This is a genomic window from Halobacteriovorax sp. YZS-3-1 (assembly GCF_047084945.1).
GTDB classification, from domain to species: Bacteria; Bdellovibrionota; Bacteriovoracia; order Bacteriovoracales; family Bacteriovoracaceae; genus Halobacteriovorax_A; species Halobacteriovorax_A vibrionivorans.
In genome coordinates this window covers 789074-806189 of the sequence record NZ_JBKIYI010000002.1, presented here as the reverse complement: position 1 = coordinate 806189, position 17116 = coordinate 789074, and the positions used below count along the sequence as shown (strand labels likewise).

Below are 17116 nucleotides of genomic sequence, written 5' to 3'. Positions count from 1 at the left end.
ATTTTTCATTAAGATGACTTTTGTCATACTTTAAGAGCAATTTTAAAATTATAAGCTGTATACCTGAATCAAAAGTATACGGACCCTAAAAAAAAGTTAAAATTAAAGTTACTTTTTAGAATATTCGTATATATAGATTCTTAAAAAGTTTTACTTCTAATTATTATGAGGAATAAAAGTTGAGAAAGCATCTTATCATCATCTTGGTTTTTTTATTTTCACAAGCTGGCCAAGCAGCTAAGAACAAAGACAATAGTCAATCTCCAAACAATCAAAATACTTCAAGTAGTAAGAATACTGGAAGTTCGAATAATAATGGCAACAAGGGCAATGGAAATAATGGCAACGGTAATGGCGGCTCTGAGGGTAACCAAGGAAATGGCAATAGCGGTGACAATGGAAACGCTGGTGGCGATAACGGAGACTCTGGAAATAACGGAGACTCTGGAAACAGTGGAGACAACGGAAACCATGGTAACGGAAATAATGGCAACGGTAATGGTGGTTCTGAGGGTAACCAAGGAAATGGCAATAGCGGAGATAACGGAAACGCTGGTGGCGATAACGGAGACTCTGGGAATAGCGGAGACAACGGAAACCACGGTAACGGAAATAATGGCAACGGTAATGGTGGTACTGAGGGTAACCAAGGAAATGGCAATAGCGGAGATAACGGAAACGCTGGTGGCTATAACGGAGACTCTGGGAATAGCGGAGACAACGGAAACCACGGTAACGGAAATAATGGCAACGGTAATGGCGGCTCTGAGGGTAACCAAGGAAATGGCAATAGCGGTGACAATGGAAACGCTGGTGGCGATAACGGAGACTCTGGAAATAACGGAGACTCTGGAAATAATGGAGACAACGGAAACCACGGTAACGGAAATAATGGCAACGGTAATGGCGGCTCTGAGGGTAACCAAGGAAATGGTAATAGCGGTGGCCATGATGGCGATAACGGCGACAATGGCGATAACGGCGACAATGGCGATAACGGCGACAATGGTGACAATGGCGACAATGGCGATAACGGCGACAATGGCGACAATGGCGACAATGGTGACAACGGTGACAATGGTGACAATGGTGACAATGGCGACAATGGTGACAATAGTGACGATGGTGACGATGGCCAAGAAGAAGACCAAGATGATGAGTCACAAGATAATACAGATAATGATGAAACACCAAAAGATACAGCAAAGAAGACAGATGAACTTAAGATGGAGTTTGCAGGGATAAAGCCAATTGTATTTGGTAATATTTACTCAACTTCTAGAATTGAAGCTACAGGTGAAGGCTTTGATGCTCCATCAGAAATTCAGTATACAGATAATGCTGGTGGATACCTTGTAACAACAAAGAGAAAATATGATTTAGGTCTTGGAGCTGCTGGTGTTTGGAATTTCCCGTACGCAGGTGAAGAATATCCAGAGCTAGTAAACTCATCTTTTGTTATTGGCCTAACAGCACTACAAAATTCAAGTGTTATCTATAAGAAGTCTTACCCTACTCTTGCACAAGCAAAGGCAAATTCACTTAGTGGGAAACTTCCATTTAAGGCCAGCGAACTTGAAATTTGGAACAATGGGGATAGTGTAAATTATATGGCAGAAGGAGGAGTTCTCCTTTCATTCACTGCTGTCTACAACTCTATTCCAGTTACCTTAGGTGGTATTTTTAAAGGTACTTATGATTACTATATTGAAAAACTAGAGGATAAAAGAGTCTATGTTGAAATAACGAGAACAGACTTAAAATCTGCGCTACTTTCAACAGGTATTTACTATGCGAATGCTTCTCTTTCAAAAGTTGAGAAAGAGGGTAAAAAGCTATCATATATTTTTGATCTATCAGATGAATATACAGCAAAGGTATATGAAGATGTTCTTAAAGGTAAATTCTTAGAAGCTCAAGAGATGGGAGAAACATATCCAGATCTAAGAGTGACTAAAGTTGAAACAACTGATTTTAAAATGAAAGGAAAAGAGTTTAATATTGGATTCAAGACACCTTTTGTGCAAATTCTTTCTTGGAACTTTAACAAGAGTCTTTTTGTTGGATTATCAGACACTGAGGTTCATAGTAACGGAGTTATCACTCATCGTGATTATGGAGTATATAAGAGCGGAGTTTCTTCAAACTTTGGGCCATTAGAGAGAACTTCACTTAAAGCATTTTATGGTGCGACAGCGAAAGCGACAGTAGAAGGAAAAGACATTAATAATACTAGTGGAACATTTGTATGGTTATATGAATCTAACAATGGAACTTATAAGAAGTTAAGAAGAGCACTTTCGAAAGTTAAAGACTTCACTAACCTAACTGACTTTCTAAATGTTAAAATTGGAAAGAAGAAAGAGAAGCTTAATTACACAAAGCTTGAGCTAAGTCTTGAGTATTCTGAAGCATTTACAAAATATTTAATGGATACAGACTTAAGCTACAACACACTAAAATATGATCTTGTTGGCGATATCAATACTGCATGTACACAAAGACATTACAATTATGATCGCCGCACTGAATGTATAGATAATGAATCAAGAAAAGCAAGGTCTGCACTATCTTCTATCAAGAAGTATCTAGCTAAAATGAAAGCAAGCTTTAAGAAAGATAATAAGGACTTCGTTAGTAATTATGCAAAAGTTGGAAAGAAGATATTATCAAGTAAGTACGTCTTCCAGGAAATCTTTGAGAGAGGTACTAAATGTGGAATGAAATTAAAACTTCATATGACAGGAGAGAAGTTTATTACATTTGAAAAAGAATTAAATTATCCGAATACACCTGAATGTAAATAAAGAGATAGCCAGCTTAGCTGGCCTTTTTTATTCTTTACCTTATCTCACTCTCCTTTTACAATTTAACTACATGCAGCCGTAGTTCAGTTGGATAGAACGTCAGACTTCGGATCTGAATGTCGGGGGTTCGAGTCCTCCCGGCTGCGCCACATCGTGCGGCAAAAGTGCCCCACAGGGCAGTTTTGAAGCACAGATGGATGTCATTTACTGAATACGACCTAGTATTCAGGCAAGACGAGCGAAGCGATGTCGCGGCTTTCGGTTACACTAAATCCCAACTCTAACATCTTCTAACTATAGAGCTTCGTAAGCAACTAACTTCGCGTAATTTCGTAGACTACGTCACAACGCGTCTTCAAATACAATTGCCTAACGTGTAATGTCACTGCATGAAAAAACTAATCGCAATAACACTACTGGCAATCAACACATTTGCCACACCCACTACAACTGAATTCAACAACTGGCTAGAAAGTCTAAAGACAGAATTAAACGAGAAAAATGGCTTTTCGTACTCACTACTAGATGAAGCATTTGACGGAGTAACATTTAATACTGATGTTATAAAATACGACCGCAGACAACCTGAGCATGTCATGAGTATGGGCCGTTATTTAAATATCGTCATTAGTAGTGAACGAGTTGAGAAGGGACAAAAATACCAAAGACAACTTGATGATATCTTCACTCAAATAAGACAAGACTATAACTTTCAAAGCCGCTTCCTTCTTTCATTCTGGGCACTAGAAACAAATTTTTCAAGTATTACTGGAAAGCTTGATATTATACGATCATTAACAACACTAACTTATGATGGAAGAAGATCTGCATTTTTCAAGAAAGAACTTATTAATGCACTAACAATGCTTGATAAAGGAATCTACTCTTACCCTACTGAGCGCATGCAAGGGTCTTGGGCCGGCGCAATGGGGTCAACGCAATTTATGCCATCTACAATGTTGGCCTATGCAATTGACTATGATCAAGATGGCTACATTAATATGTGGGAAAATCGTCATGACTTCCTTGGTTCTTCTGCAAACTTCCTATCACAAGTAGGTTGGCGTGGAGATGAGAGTTGGGGCCATGAAATAGAGCTTCCACAAGACTTTGATTACTTTCATAGTGGACTAAAGTATAAAGAAGATCTTCAATATTGGATCGATCGCGATATCACTCTAAAAGGAGGAACTCAACTTCCTCACACAGATGGAAAGACTGCAATTTACCTTCCTCAAGGAGCAAAAGGGCCTGCATTTATTGTATATCCAAACTTCTTCACTATCTTTAAATGGAATAATTCTGAAAAATACGCTCTAGGAATTGGTGTCTTGTCTGACTTAATTAATAATCGTGCGGATTATTTTTCAAAGTTTAATTTAAATGAAAAGTCATTCATGTCATTTGAAATGGCAAAACAAATTCAAGCTAAGTTAAATGAACTTGGCCATGATGCAGGTCCAGTTGATGGAATCCCTGGAAAACAAACAACAGCAGCAATTCAACGCTACCAGGTCTCTATTGGGCAAATACCCGACGGCTACCTAACTAAAGAGTTGGCCGAAGAGATTCTCTCAAAATAAACTATTCTTAACTTTAATACACAACCTCCTTCCCGATGAGAAGTTTACTAACTAAGTAATTAACTCATTGGAAAGGAGATTATATGCTTAAAATTATGCAAGGATTGCCTGATAGCATTGTAGGAATTGAAGGTTCAGGAAAGATCACAAAGAATGATTATATTGATGTTCTCGAACCCATTCTAGAAGAGGCCCTTGAAAAGGAAGAAAAAGTTTCATTGCTTTTCTACCTAAATGAAAACTATGAAGGATATACTCCAGGAGCAGTATTTGAAGATACAGCAATGGGAGTAAAGTATTTCAATGTGATGAAAAGATGTGCTGTAGTAACAGATAGCCCACTTATCACAGGTGCTGTAAATCTCTTTGCTCCAATTATTCCCATTGATTTTAAGTCATTCAAAATTTCAGAATTATCAAAGGCCAAAATGTGGCTTGGAGAAACACCTGAAACAGATATTGAATTTCACTTCGATTCAAATGACAATATTTTAACAGTTACTCCTACTGAAGCATTAAACATATCAGATTTTGAGACTTTGCAAACACTATTAAACCAAGTTTATAAAGAGACAGATATTATTTCGGGAGTAATCCTTAACACTCAAAACTTCCCAGGATGGGAGGATTTAAGAAGTATGTTAAGGCATTTTGAATTTTTAAAAGATAATCGATACCACTTTGAAAAAGTTGCGATATGTACTGATAATCGTTTTATTCAAAAAGCATTACCGACAGTTATTAAACATCTTGAAGATATCGATGCTCAAATTTTCAAGTATGGTGCCATCGACGAGGCAAGGAATTGGCTTCGAAATGTGGAGACACTAGATCAGATGCGTGCCGTATAAAAGAAGGCCCTCTTCATTAAGAGGGCCTTTTTATTTTTTTTAAAGTGAATCAATCACAGAGTTAAGTGTTTGAGATGGTCTCATTGCTTTAGCAACAAGTTCAAAATTAGGATGATAGTATCCACCCATATCAACGGCAACACCTTGTGCACTATTTAATTCTTCAACGATCTTAGCTTCATTTTCAACTAGGTTTGAAGCAATTGGAGTAAAGATCTCTTTAAGCTCAGCATCGTCATTTTGATCAGCAAGTGCCTTTGCCCAGTACTGAGCTAAATAGTAATGAGAACCACGGTTATCGAGTTCACCAACTTTTCTTGATGGAGACTTATCATTCTTAAGGAATGCACTATTTGCTTCATCAAGAGTTTTAGCAAGAACCTTAGCTTTTGAGTTACCAGTTTTAATTGCAAGATCTTCAAGAGAAACACCAAGTGCTAAGAACTCCCCTAGAGAGTCCCATCTTAGGTGATTTTCAGCTGTGAATTGTTGAACATGCTTTGGAGCTGATCCACCAGCACCAGTTTCAAATAATCCACCACCAGCAAGAAGAGGAACAATTGAAAGCATCTTTGCAGAAGTTCCAAGCTCTAAAATTGGGAAAAGATCTGTTAGGTAATCACGTAATACGTTACCTGTTACAGAAATTGTATCTTCACCCTTAATGATTCTCTCCATTGAGTAACGAATTGCTTTAACTGGATCAAGAATCTTAATTTCAAGCCCATCTGTATTGTGATCTTTTAAGTACTCATTAACTTTCTTTATTAAGTTAGCATCATGGCCACGGTTTTCATCAAGCCAGAATACGGCCGGAGTATTTGTTAGACGAGCACGTGTAACACCAAGCTTAACCCAGTCACGAACTGCAACGTCTTTAGTTTGACACATTCTCCAAATATCACCTTCTTCTACTGTGTGAGTAAAGATAGTGTTCCCTTCAGAGTCAGTAACAACGACTTCACCTGCTGCAGGGATTTTGAAAGTTTTATCATGTGATCCATATTCTTCAGCTTTCTTTGCCATAAGACCAACGTTAGGAACTGTTCCCATTGTCTTTGGATCAAAGGCACCATTTTCTTTACAGAAAGTAATAACTTCTTGGTACATCTGAGCATAACTTCTATCTGGGATACAGAATTTAGTATCTTCAGTTTTATTATCTTTATTCCACATTTGTCCTGAAGTTCTAATTGCTGCAGGCATAGATGCATCGATAATAACATCAGATGGTACGTGAAGGTTTGTAATACCTTTATCTGAATCAACCATAGCTAGACGAGGTCCATTTGCAATGGCTGCGTCTAATGCACCTTCGATCTCTGCTTTCTTTTCAGCTGGAAGGCCAGCAAGTTTTGCATAAACTGAACCTAGTCCGTTTGCCGAATTAACACCAAGTTCTTTAAACTCAGCTGCATATTTTTCGAAAACATCTTTGAAATATACTTCTACACAGTGACCAAACATAATTGGATCACTAACTTTCATCATTGTTGCTTTTAAGTGAACAGAGAAAAGAATGTCTTTCTCTTTTGCATCTTGAATATTCTTTGCAAAGTATTCTCTAAGTGCTTTTGCACTCATTACACCTGCATCAATGATTTCATCTTTAAGAAGTGAAACTTTTTCTTTTAAAACAACTTCTGAACCATCATTTTGCTTAAGTGTGATTTTTACATCAGTAGCATTTGGCATAATTGCTGACTTTTCAGAACCATAAAAGTCATTTGCTTCCATGTGTGCAACATGTGACTTTGAATCACTCTTCCACTCACCCATTCTATGTGGATTAGCTTTTGCATATTCCTTTACAGGACCAGCAACACGACGATCAGAATTTCCTTCACGTAAAACAGGGTTAACGGCAGAACCAAGAACTTTTGCATAACGAGCTTGAATATCTTTTTCTTCATCAGTTGAAGGTGAATCTGGGTAATTAGGAACTTTAAAACCGTGATCTTGAAGCTCTTTAATTGCAGCAGATAATTGTGGAATAGATGCTGAGATATTTGGAAGCTTAATAATATTAGCTTCTGCCTTCTTTGCTAACTCACCTAAGTAAGCAAGGTCATCTGATTGCTTTTGCTCATCTGTTAAAAACTCTGGAAAATGAGCTAAGATTCTTCCAGCAAGAGAGATATCACGAGTCGTAACATCGATACCTGCATGCTTTGTAAAAGCTTTTACGATTGGAAGAAGTGACTGTGTAGCAAGAGCTGGCGCTTCATCAGTAATAGTGTAAATAATTTGTGACATTTTACATCCCGTGTTATTTGTTATGAAGTGATTATAAAACGCCTTATCCTATAATAAAACCAGCTACTTCGTCCACGATCTATGCGTCACACCCATAAAACTAGACTTGTTTACTTTATTTTAGTTTGACACTTCAAACATTATTTCCAACAATCAACCTAATGAAAATTACTAAGGGAGATAAATAATGAAAGTATTTTTACTTCTCGCACTTGCACTTCCAGCATTTGCAGGAATTACTATCGATAAAAATAAAGACATCCAAGAAATTAAGAAAATGACAGGGTGTTACGAGATTAAGTTTCAGTCGGCCGAGACTTTTGCTTACAACAGTGGCTATGACTTTTATGACCGCTACGCTTCTGGAGCTCTTGAGTGGATCTTTGTTGATTCTGAAGATAAAGACTCAGTTAATATTCAACACATTCTTGTTACTCCACACGCTATTGTAAAGCATTGGCGACAGCAATGGGATTGGGAAGCTTCAAATGCACTAGATTATAGAGGCTTTTCAAACTGGAATAACCGTACAGTAAAGAACCCACAAGGTAATTGGGTACAAAGAGTATATCAAGTGGATGACTCTCCAAGATATGAGTGCTCTGCACCTTGGATTCATACTGATAAGAAATCATTTTGGGAATGTACGGCCAACGCACCTCTACCAAGAAGAGAATTCTCTATTCGTTCAGATTACAATGTACTTAGGAGAACAAATCGTCACGAGCAAACTTCATACGGGCACGTTCATGATCAAGATAATGTAAAAGTTAATATGCTTGAAAATGGAATGGAGCTGAAACTTGCTATGGAAAAGAGCTACAATACTTATGTAAAAGTTGATGATAAGAGATGTCAGCCAGCACGTGATTGGTGGAAAGAGCATAAATTATTTTGGCGTGACGTAGTCAAAGTATGGGATGCTACACTTTACTCTCGCCCATCAATTCGTTTTGACTTCAAAAAAACAGGGGCACCAATGTGGTCAAGACTTTTCGCCCTTGATGATAAGTTCTCTACAATGCCTGGTTATAATTCAGAACTTGCGACTCAAGAAATCAAGGACTTAATTGAGTCTCATATCGTAGAATAATTTAATTACAATATTATCGAATAAAAAAGGGCCTGTTTTTCACAGGCCTTTTTATTTACTCTCCCCGTGGTATAATTAGTTTATCTTATTAATCACCTTAATCACCGATACTTTACGGGAAAATATGCTTAAAAACGTTTATCTTTTAGTCTTTTTAACTTCATCAATGGCCCATGCTTCTACATACCAAGCTTCAAATGGGATTGAATTTGAAATTGATCAATGTTTAAAAGACTCAGATTGTAAGCAGCAACTTATAAAAGAGTCTCCCGTAAAAATTGCAAAAATTTTGAATGATTCAAAAAACCAGGGACAAACGAAGTTAGTATTAACTTCATTATTAGATGAAGAAAACTTAGCTAAATTTGATTCTCTTTATCGTTTAAGAACAGTAAATGATCAAAACCTTTTAAATAAACGAGACGCTAAGAAAGTCGAAATAAGTCTAAATAGGATGTCAGACACATATAAGTTTAACTATGCGACAGACTATATCCGCAATAACCATGACCAATTTAAAAACAATTCATATATTAATATCTTAATTAATAATGTAATTAGAGATGAAATTAAGAATTCATCACCCCTATCAGATCAGAAAAAAGAAAAATTAAATCAACTTCATAAAGAAGGCCTAATAAACCTTTCTCATTACTCTCAAGATATCGATTTAGAAGATAATAAATCAGATGAATGTTACGACTGTAGTGTACAAACAGCTTCAACAAGTGAGTATATGTCAGTTACAAATCTTGTAAAGGTTGCAGAGCAAATGATAAAAGTTACAAGTACATGGTCTTCTGAATGTAATCTCGATGCAAAGAAAATAGAAGATGATGTCTTCTTCTATAATAAAACACGTAGGGCCAAAAGAGACTTACAACGTTACAAGAATACAACTTATATTAATCAAGAAACGTTTGAAGATGGTTGTACTAAAAAGATTGAGGCAAAAACTTATCGCAAGTAACAACGATGTCCTGCTCGTTGCATTTTATTTGCCCAAACATTATCACCGGCACCCCTAACACCATCACAATAGTATATTCCTGACCTTGAGAAATCACTTCTTTCTATTTTCTTAGGTTCGCTTTCCACATAAGTGACAAGTTGATTGCTGAAGTCTTTATAGGCATCAAAAAGAGGGCCTTCTTCTACCCAACCATTATCATTGAATACATTAAAATGAGTCCCCCAACTATTGTGGACTTTATATTGATTACGACATTCACCATTGCTATCACAGATAGTTCTAAATCCGCTTAAAAGATAGGCATGACCGCCACACGAACGCTTTCTCTTCTCTTGAGGACACATTGACATATCACTAATATCATCCTCTCCTTCACAATAGCGTTGCCAAGTACAGCTTGATATCGCAGCTGATTGGTCATTCTCAAATAACTCAATCATTTTCTTTCTAAATTTATCTTTATCAGAAATATGTTCTTGATGAAACTTTACTCCTGGTATCTTAACCTTCTCTTTTTCATCTCGACATTTTTTAGGTATCAGTACTTCATTTAAGAACTCTTCAAAAGCGTTGATTGAAGCGATTTTAGTAGCTGCCCTCGATAAGTTTTCAATCATATCCGTACTAAATGGATAGTACTTCTTAAAAAACTCTTCATTACAAGGCCTACAAAACCCATCACTCTCAGTTTCTTTTTTTACCTGATAATAAATATCATTCATGGCCTTTAATTGGGGATGCTCTTCGATATCAAAGTCCCCATTTGCTTGGCCATTGTAGTTTTCAATTTGTTGATAAGGTGCACATTCTTCAGTTGAAAATGATAAATCAACTTTTTTACCATTTGTTAATGATCTAGTAACTTGAGGAATATTTCCACCATTTAGTCCTAAGAATTCTTTAGAATTACCATTTTGTAATTGAGTCTTCCCAAGTACATCTAGAACGGAAATTTGTTTGTCCTCATCACAAGCTCCACTTTTAATACAAGCCTGATCTAATAAAGAAGTGGTAGCAAATAAGTAACATGAACCAAATCCATCTTGATCACGAATGATTGGCTTACTCTTCACCTCTAGCTGACTTGTCACTCTTTCACTCCCCATAGGAGGAAGTTGTTGATAAGCAGCATGATTATATTCATTCCACTTCATTTCTTCAGTAATTTCAAGCTTTGCAAAGGTTGTTAATGAAAGAATAGAAAAGATAAATATTTTAATCACGTAGCAAACTCCACGCACTAATCATACTTCCATCTGAAAAGCGGCAAAAGCCGATTTGATTACCATTTTCCATTTTTAAAATTTTATATTCAGAATTACCTATTGCTTTACATGCTTTTGAGCCAGGGTGGCCCGCTAGTCCACGAGTTTTCTTTTGCTTTACCCTTCGCTTAAGACAGTCTTTTGATTTCTTACAAGTATCATTCATAAATACGGTATTTTTACCGCTGCCTTCTTTATAGATTTTTACTTCTTTGAATTTATCTTTTTCATAAATTTTCATAATTTGAAAATCTTTTGCAAAGAGATCAAAGGTAAAGAAAATTGTAAATGTAGATAGTATTATCATCTTAAACATCGACCTATCCTTTGGCCTTGAAAAATTGTTTGATACGATAAAAGAACTTCTCTACCCAATTACCCTGTACAGATGAAGGATCACGAGTAGTATCACTTGTTTCTTGTGCAATAACTTCAGCTACTTCTTCTAATGTTTTATCCATTTCATCGCCGTGCTCAATTTCTACAATAACCTCTTCAACCTCAACACTTCCATCATCATTTGATTCGATAACTTCACCATCTTCATTTACTTCTTCAACAGTTGCCCTTTCTTCAAGCTTTGATCTTTGATAGAGGTAAATAGGAGTTGAAGCTGGTATAAATTGTACAAGTTGTCCAATTACAGAACGACGATGAGTGATACTAATATCACCACGTGCATATGCCTTCTCTTCAGCGGCCAGCATTCTCTCATAAAATTTAGGATCATTTTCTTTTGCATACTGCTTGAGAAGCTTATACTTCTTCACAGCAAGAGCATCAACCATTCGAGCAAAAGTCACGAGAAGTTCATCTTTAGGAATTGTCGTATTTACTGTTTTTAAATTTGAATAACTCTTTACTAAGTCATTACTGAAACTTTTTACAATATTATTAATCTTTGGAAAGTGTAGTCTTCTTGCTCTAGCATTATAGAAAGCTTGGAATAAGCGTACTGCACGATACTTACCGATATGTTTTGACTTATAAATAAGGCCCATAAAGGTATCAACTATTTCTGGTTGTAATAATAGTGAATATAGCCAATTGACAACTTCAGAGTTTCTTTCCTTCTTTAGTTTTGTAATTAAGGCCATTGGATTTTCGTGAACAATTCGAGTTATATCATCTAACTCTGGACGACTCTCTCCTTTGAAAAATATTGGAAGAGTACTTTTTTCTCTATCACTTGCAACACCAAGGTTTGCCATAAGTTTTTTAAGCTCTACTTGGCATTCCTTATTACATAGATCACTATTTTCAAGGTCTCTAATATGCTCACGAACTAAGCGGTATTCATAGTAATCATTACCTATATTAATAATATTTCTTTCTGCTTCCTTATCAACTTCAATCTTAAATAAGTCGGCATTCGGTGAATTATCAAACTTTGATAAAATAAACTCATTGAATTCATCCGAGTACTCTTTTTCTTTCAAATATTTTTTAAGCTTTGTTTTTGTGACATCAGTAGATGAAAGAAAGTCAGATATATCTTTCATACGTTTAAAAGAGATAAAGTTTACTTCAAAGTCTCTAAAGAATACTCTCCAGTCTCTTACATTCACTGAATAATGCTTAGTAAATAAGTTATTATCGAGTTTCTCAATCTTCTTCCATACAGAAAGAGACATTGCAGGCTCTTTGTGTTCACTAGTATTACGAAGACGACGATTTAAGGTCTCTAGTTTGTTAATCTTCTCCTTTAATTCAAATTCAGGAGTGTCATAGAATGAGTTTTTCTTTATACCAAGAAACGATTTAAATGCTCCTCCACAAGAAGCATAAATCTGAAAGTGAATAATTGAAGATAGAATTATTAAAGTATTTAGTCTTTTCATAGGCCCTCGTCCTCATATCGGATACTTGGGCCTAATCTTTAGAGTGTTTAGCTAAAGAATATATGTAATTTTAGCTATTTAAACAGTTTTTGATACTCACCATAACCTTCTTTCTCTAAATCTTGTTTAGGAATAAAGCGCAAAGATGCTGAGTTGATACAATAGCGCTTCCCTTCAGGGCCTGGGCCATCATCAAAAACGTGACCGAGGTGGGCATCTCCAGACTTCGATCGTACCTCGATTCGAGTCATAAAGAGTTTATTATCCTCTTTCGTTTTAACTAAGTCTTTATCTATTGGTTTAGTAAAGGCTGGCCATCCTGAACCAGAATCATATTTATCAAGAGAACTAAAAAGTGGCTCACCTGTTGTTATATCAACATAGATTCCTTCTTCTTTATGATCCCAATACTTATTAGCAAATGGACGCTCAGTCCCTTCTTTTTGAGTTACTTCATATTCTAATGAAGATAGCTTTTCCTTTAATTCTTTTTCGCTTGGTTTCTTATACACTTTATTATCCTTTTTTGTTTCTTCGCATTTCAGAGGTTTTGAAGAATTGTTTCGAATAAATTGTCCTCGGCCAGATAGCTCTTTATAAGTCTTATATCTAATTGGGTTTTTCTTGTAATAGTCTTGATGATACTCTTCAGCTGGATAGAAAGTCGATCCCTTTTCTATTGCCGTAACTATTGGTGAATCATACTTCTTACATGCTTCAAGATTATTCTTCGAGTTTTGCGCTATATTCTTTTGTTTTTCATTTTCATAAAAGATCACAGTACGATATTGATTTCCCCTATCTGCAAATTGTCCTCCTTCGTCAGTTGGATTTATATTATTCCAATAGATATCTAAGATTTGTTCGAGTTGAACTTTGTTATCATCATAAACAATTTGGACAACTTCAACATACTCGCTTTTACCTGATGATACGATTTGGTAAGTAGGCTTAACTAATTCTTTAGTCTTATCAGGGGCCATGTAACCAGAGGTAACACTTTTTACTCCCTTAATTTTTTCAAATGGAGCTTCCATACACCAGAAACAGCCACCACCGAGAGTAATCTTGGCAGCATTAATATTATTAGCGAAAAGAAGGCCGATAAATAGGTATACAGCTGTAATAATCTTCATTTATACCTCCATGAAACTATTATAACAGGTTCTCGTATAAGTATTCGTAGCTGATGGCCTAATTGTTACATAATATTATCAATGAAAGGTTTGACCTCCTGATTACGGCCACTTAAAATTGTCTTATGAAAAAACTCATTCAATACTTTATCGATAACCTACTTATCTCAAACGTTCTTTTCTTCAGTGTATTTGTTATTGCCATTTTTGCTTGGACAAAAATTCCAAAAGAAGAAATGCCAGAGTTTGAGTCACCTTATGTTCGTGTTTCCACAATTTATCCTGGAGCAAGTGCTGAGGATATTGAATTCTTTATTACAAAACCCATTGAAGAAGAATTAAAAAATGTAGCAGGCCTAGATGAAGTGCGATCTGTTTCCTCAACTGGCTCAAGTTCAATTACTGTTGTTATGCTTGAGAACTACCCTAATCCAAGAGAAGTCTACCTCGACATTCAAGATGCCGTACTTAGGGCCGATCTACCTAGTGAAGCAGAGATTCCAACATTTAGACAATTTAAATCATCTGAAAAAGCCTATATCGATGTTGGGTTTTACCTAGAGGGAAAGAGAGACTTAACAGTTGAAGACCGAGCAAGACTGCAACAGCTTGTTAGAAACTTTGAAACACAAGTTAAAGCGCTACCTGCAGTATCGTCAGTTACTCGAAGTGGTTACCTTGATCCAGAAAATCATGTCCTTCTTGACCCATATAAAATCAAGCAAAACAGAATCTCAATTCACAACGTTGTAAGAAGTTTAAGAGAAAGTCATATTCGAGCACCGATTGGTGTATTAGAAGATACACAACAATCAAAGGTAACCTCTATTAATGAATTAGTTGATGAATCAGACTTTAAAGACTTGATGGTAACAGGTAATTACGAAGGCGATGGTGTCAGCCTCGATCAAATCGCAAGTTTTAAAAAGTCTTTTGAAAAAACGAATTCAATTTATAAAATCAATGGCCACGAAGGGATAATGCTCAACCTTAAAAAGAGTCATAATGTTGATATTCTAGCGGCCAATAAAGCAACACTTGCCTTTATTGAAAAGTATAAGAAGGGTCAACTTGATGATTTAAGGATTGTGACTCTCGATGATGAATCATATGATGTAAAAAACCGCCTATCAATTGTAGCAAGTAATGGGCTTCTAGGGTTTGGTCTTATTGTTCTCGTTCTCTTCCTATTCCTTGATTTCAAATCGGGGATTTGGGTAAGTATGGGGATTCCTTTTACTCTATGCTTTACCCTAATTTGTATGCTCATCTTTGATTTCACAATCAATAATATGACTCTGGCCGCTATTATTATTGTAATGGGAATCGTGGTTGATGATGCAATTATTGTTGCAGAAAATGTTGGCCGAATTACAGAAGATCATAAAGGCACATTAAAAGAATTAATGGATAAGGTTACAACAGAAGTGACTAAGTTACTAATGCCAATTACTAGTGCCATCGCCACAACATGCGTTGCCTTTGTTCCTCTTCTTTTCTTCGGTGGATGGTTTGGAAAGTTTGTGGCCGTACTTCCATTTATTATTACAATGATGTTAGTGGCTTCACTTATAGAGTCATTCTCTGTTTTACCGGCCCACGTTTATCAAAGAAAGCCAAAGAAGAAACATGAAGTAAGTTGGTTTAGAAAATACGAACAAGTCTATGCAAACTTCTTAGAGAAGGCACTAAACTTTAGATTTTTAATAATCTTATTCTTTATTTGTTCAACCTTTTTATCAGGATATCTTTTTACGACAAAATTAAAATTTGTCATGTTTCCGCGAGAAGAAAGTAAAGAGCTTAGCCTAAGTGTATATACAGAGAAAGGTACATCTAAAGCTGAAATCAATGAGTACCTAAAACCTCTTGAAGATATCTTACTTGAAGAATCACAACGACTAAGTATTGTTGGTTTTCGCTCTAACGTAGGTCAATCTCGTCGTGGAGGAGCTGTAAACTATAATCGAGCAAGTATCACTGTAGAGATTTTACCTGCCGATGAAAGAGAATTATCAGCAAATGATATCGTTGATATCTTAAAAGAGAGAACTAAAGACCTTCCAAATATAAAAGAAATTCGCTTCTTTAAATCACGCTGGGGAAGTGGCTCAGGTTCAACAATTGAGGCGCAAATTCAAGATAATGATGACGAAGTTAGAGAGAAAATTGCCAATCTTATTGCCGATCATCAAAAGAATAATAAGAAGTTAAAAAATGTTGAAATTGAAAGACCAATAAATACAAAAGAATTCAACTTTAAAATTAACCAAAATGAGATCCTACGCTTTGGCCTTACTCCTAGTGATGTAACCACTTCTCTACGTACATTTGTCCAAGGTACTATTCTCTATACTCTTAAGAGTACTGATGAAGAGGTTGAGGTAAGACTAACTGTCGCAAAGAATTACAAAGTTGATATTGAAAAGCTAAAACAGTTAAGAATTGATAATGGAAAAGGTGGTTACGTACCAATTTCACGATTTATTACAATTGAAGAGGTTGTAAAACCATCAAATATTGAGCGCGTTGATTTCAAACGAACAACAATGGTTTATTCGGATATAGAAGAAGGTGCAAATACTACACCACTTGAGATTGCTGAATATTACGAGAACGAAGTTTTCCCAGAGATTTTAAAAGAATATCCATCTGCAATTATAAACTTTGTTGGAGAAATTGAAGAAACAAGAGAATCGACTGGTGATTTTAAGATGGCAGGATTTTTAGTTATCGCTCTTATTTATATGATTTTAACAATTCAATTTAAATCATTGTCTGCACCTCTAATTATTATGACAATTATACCTATTGGGATTTCAGGAGTTATCTATATTCTCATGGCCCACGGCATGGAGATCTTCGGCTTCTTCGCAGTTATTGGGGCCCTTGGAATGGTTGGGGTTGTTGTAAACGACTCGATTGTCCTCATTGATAAACTTATTAGAGAGACAAAGTATACAACGCACAAGACTCAACTTTATAAGCAGATCGCTCAAATCTCTTCCACAAGACTTAGAGCAATTATCTTAACTACATTAACGACAGTTATTGGAGTACTTCCTACCGCCTATGGGTTTGCTGGTTATGATTCAATGTTAGCAGAAATGATGCTTACAATGGGATGGGGTCTGGCCATTTCCACAATCATTACACTTTTTCTAACACCATCAATCTTCTCTCTTTTATCAAGATTTCTTGTGACGAAAGAAGAGCAACAAGAAGAAGCATTCTTATAATATTACCCCTTGGAAACAAATACTTTCAAGGGGTTACATATTGATTTAACTTGTTCAAATTTTATACATATG

Annotated in this window: 11 protein-coding genes and 1 tRNA gene; 7 read left to right on the top strand and 5 right to left on the bottom strand. The window is 36.0% G+C overall.

Translation table 11 applies throughout. From position 1 onward, the window contains the following. The first annotated feature begins 179 nt into the window (after positions 1 to 179). The 4 genes from ACMAZI_RS13880 to ACMAZI_RS13865 all read left to right on the top strand — a co-directional run bounded on the left by ACMAZI_RS13880 (position 180) and on the right by ACMAZI_RS13865 (position 5241). Positions 180 to 2807 (top strand): hypothetical protein, encoded by a 2628-nt coding sequence (locus tag ACMAZI_RS13880; RefSeq protein WP_412474338.1) that lies wholly within the window; start codon positions 180 to 182, stop codon positions 2805 to 2807. Positions 2808 to 2879: 72 nt separating this feature from the next. Further along, positions 2880 to 2956: transfer RNA gene (locus tag ACMAZI_RS13875), tRNA-Arg, on the top strand. Between the two features lie 240 nt (positions 2957 to 3196). Continuing rightward, positions 3197 to 4390, top strand: coding sequence for a lytic murein transglycosylase (locus ACMAZI_RS13870; protein ID WP_412474337.1), 1194 nt, complete (start codon positions 3197 to 3199; stop codon positions 4388 to 4390). A gap of 83 nt (positions 4391 to 4473) precedes the next feature. Next, positions 4474 to 5241, top strand: coding sequence for an STAS/SEC14 domain-containing protein (locus ACMAZI_RS13865; RefSeq protein ID WP_114706470.1), 768 nt, complete (start codon positions 4474 to 4476; stop codon positions 5239 to 5241). 39 nt (positions 5242 to 5280) lie between these two features. Here ACMAZI_RS13865 and ACMAZI_RS13860 read toward each other — a convergent pair whose 3' ends face one another. After that, positions 5281 to 7497, bottom strand: coding sequence for an NADP-dependent isocitrate dehydrogenase (locus tag ACMAZI_RS13860; RefSeq protein ID WP_412474336.1), 2217 nt, complete (start codon positions 7495 to 7497; stop codon positions 5281 to 5283). 187 nt (positions 7498 to 7684) lie between these two features. On the opposite strand from ACMAZI_RS13860, the gene ACMAZI_RS13855 reads away from it, so the two are divergent. Together ACMAZI_RS13855 and ACMAZI_RS13850 are read left to right on the top strand one after the other, a co-directional pair. Continuing rightward, the gene (locus tag ACMAZI_RS13855) at positions 7685 to 8590 is read left to right on the top strand and encodes a DUF6607 family protein (RefSeq protein WP_114706472.1); all 906 of its coding nucleotides are present in this window, start codon (positions 7685 to 7687) and stop codon (positions 8588 to 8590) included. A gap of 124 nt (positions 8591 to 8714) precedes the next feature. Further along, on the top strand, positions 8715 to 9560 hold the full coding sequence (locus ACMAZI_RS13850) for a hypothetical protein (RefSeq protein ID WP_412474335.1): 846 nt from the start codon (positions 8715 to 8717) through the stop codon (positions 9558 to 9560). Here ACMAZI_RS13850 and ACMAZI_RS13845 read toward each other — a convergent pair. The 4 genes from ACMAZI_RS13845 to msrB all read right to left on the bottom strand — a co-directional run bounded on the left by ACMAZI_RS13845 (position 9548) and on the right by msrB (position 13805). Next, a complete protein-coding gene (locus ACMAZI_RS13845; RefSeq protein ID WP_114706474.1) occupies positions 9548 to 10786 on the bottom strand; it encodes a hypothetical protein in 1239 nt (412 codons plus the stop codon). The genes ACMAZI_RS13850 and ACMAZI_RS13845 overlap by 13 nt on opposite strands. Continuing rightward, entirely contained in the window at positions 10779 to 11144 is a 366-nt protein-coding gene (locus tag ACMAZI_RS13840) for a DUF333 domain-containing protein (protein WP_334679165.1), read from the bottom strand. Before ACMAZI_RS13840 ends, ACMAZI_RS13845 begins: the two co-directional genes overlap by 8 nt. A gap of 4 nt (positions 11145 to 11148) precedes the next feature. Continuing rightward, positions 11149 to 12669 carry a hypothetical protein gene (locus tag ACMAZI_RS13835; protein ID WP_412474334.1) on the bottom strand — a complete coding sequence of 507 codons (1521 nt, stop codon included), beginning with the start codon at positions 12667 to 12669 and terminating at the stop codon, positions 11149 to 11151. A 74-nt stretch (positions 12670 to 12743) separates the two neighbouring features. Beyond that, positions 12744 to 13805: a peptide-methionine (R)-S-oxide reductase MsrB gene (msrB, locus tag ACMAZI_RS13830; protein WP_412474333.1), complete on the bottom strand. Its 1062-nt coding sequence runs from the start codon at positions 13803 to 13805 to the stop codon at positions 12744 to 12746. Between the two features lie 125 nt (positions 13806 to 13930). On the opposite strand from msrB, the gene ACMAZI_RS13825 reads away from it, so the two are divergent. Beyond that, entirely contained in the window at positions 13931 to 17044 is a 3114-nt protein-coding gene (locus ACMAZI_RS13825; protein ID WP_412474332.1) for an efflux RND transporter permease subunit, read from the top strand. The last annotated feature ends 72 nt before the right edge of the window (positions 17045 to 17116 follow it).

What these genes read in the sequence shown, in the direction of transcription:
- ACMAZI_RS13870 (WP_412474337.1), top strand. Translation starts at nt 3,197, where the DNA reads ATGAAAAAACTAATCGCAATAACACTACTGGCAATCAACACATTTGCC.
- ACMAZI_RS13865 (WP_114706470.1), top strand. Translation starts at nt 4,474, where the DNA reads ATGCTTAAAATTATGCAAGGATTGCCTGATAGCATTGTAGGAATTGAA.
- ACMAZI_RS13860 (WP_412474336.1), bottom strand. Translation starts at nt 7,497, where the DNA reads ATGTCACAAATTATTTACACTATTACTGATGAAGCGCCAGCTCTTGCT.
- ACMAZI_RS13855 (WP_114706472.1), top strand. Translation starts at nt 7,685, where the DNA reads ATGAAAGTATTTTTACTTCTCGCACTTGCACTTCCAGCATTTGCAGGA.
- ACMAZI_RS13850 (WP_412474335.1), top strand. Translation starts at nt 8,715, where the DNA reads ATGCTTAAAAACGTTTATCTTTTAGTCTTTTTAACTTCATCAATGGCC.
- ACMAZI_RS13840 (WP_334679165.1), bottom strand. Translation starts at nt 11,144, where the DNA reads ATGTTTAAGATGATAATACTATCTACATTTACAATTTTCTTTACCTTT.
- ACMAZI_RS13835 (WP_412474334.1), bottom strand. Translation starts at nt 12,669, where the DNA reads ATGAAAAGACTAAATACTTTAATAATTCTATCTTCAATTATTCACTTT.
- msrB (WP_412474333.1), bottom strand. Translation starts at nt 13,805, where the DNA reads ATGAAGATTATTACAGCTGTATACCTATTTATCGGCCTTCTTTTCGCT.
- ACMAZI_RS13825 (WP_412474332.1), top strand. Translation starts at nt 13,931, where the DNA reads ATGAAAAAACTCATTCAATACTTTATCGATAACCTACTTATCTCAAAC.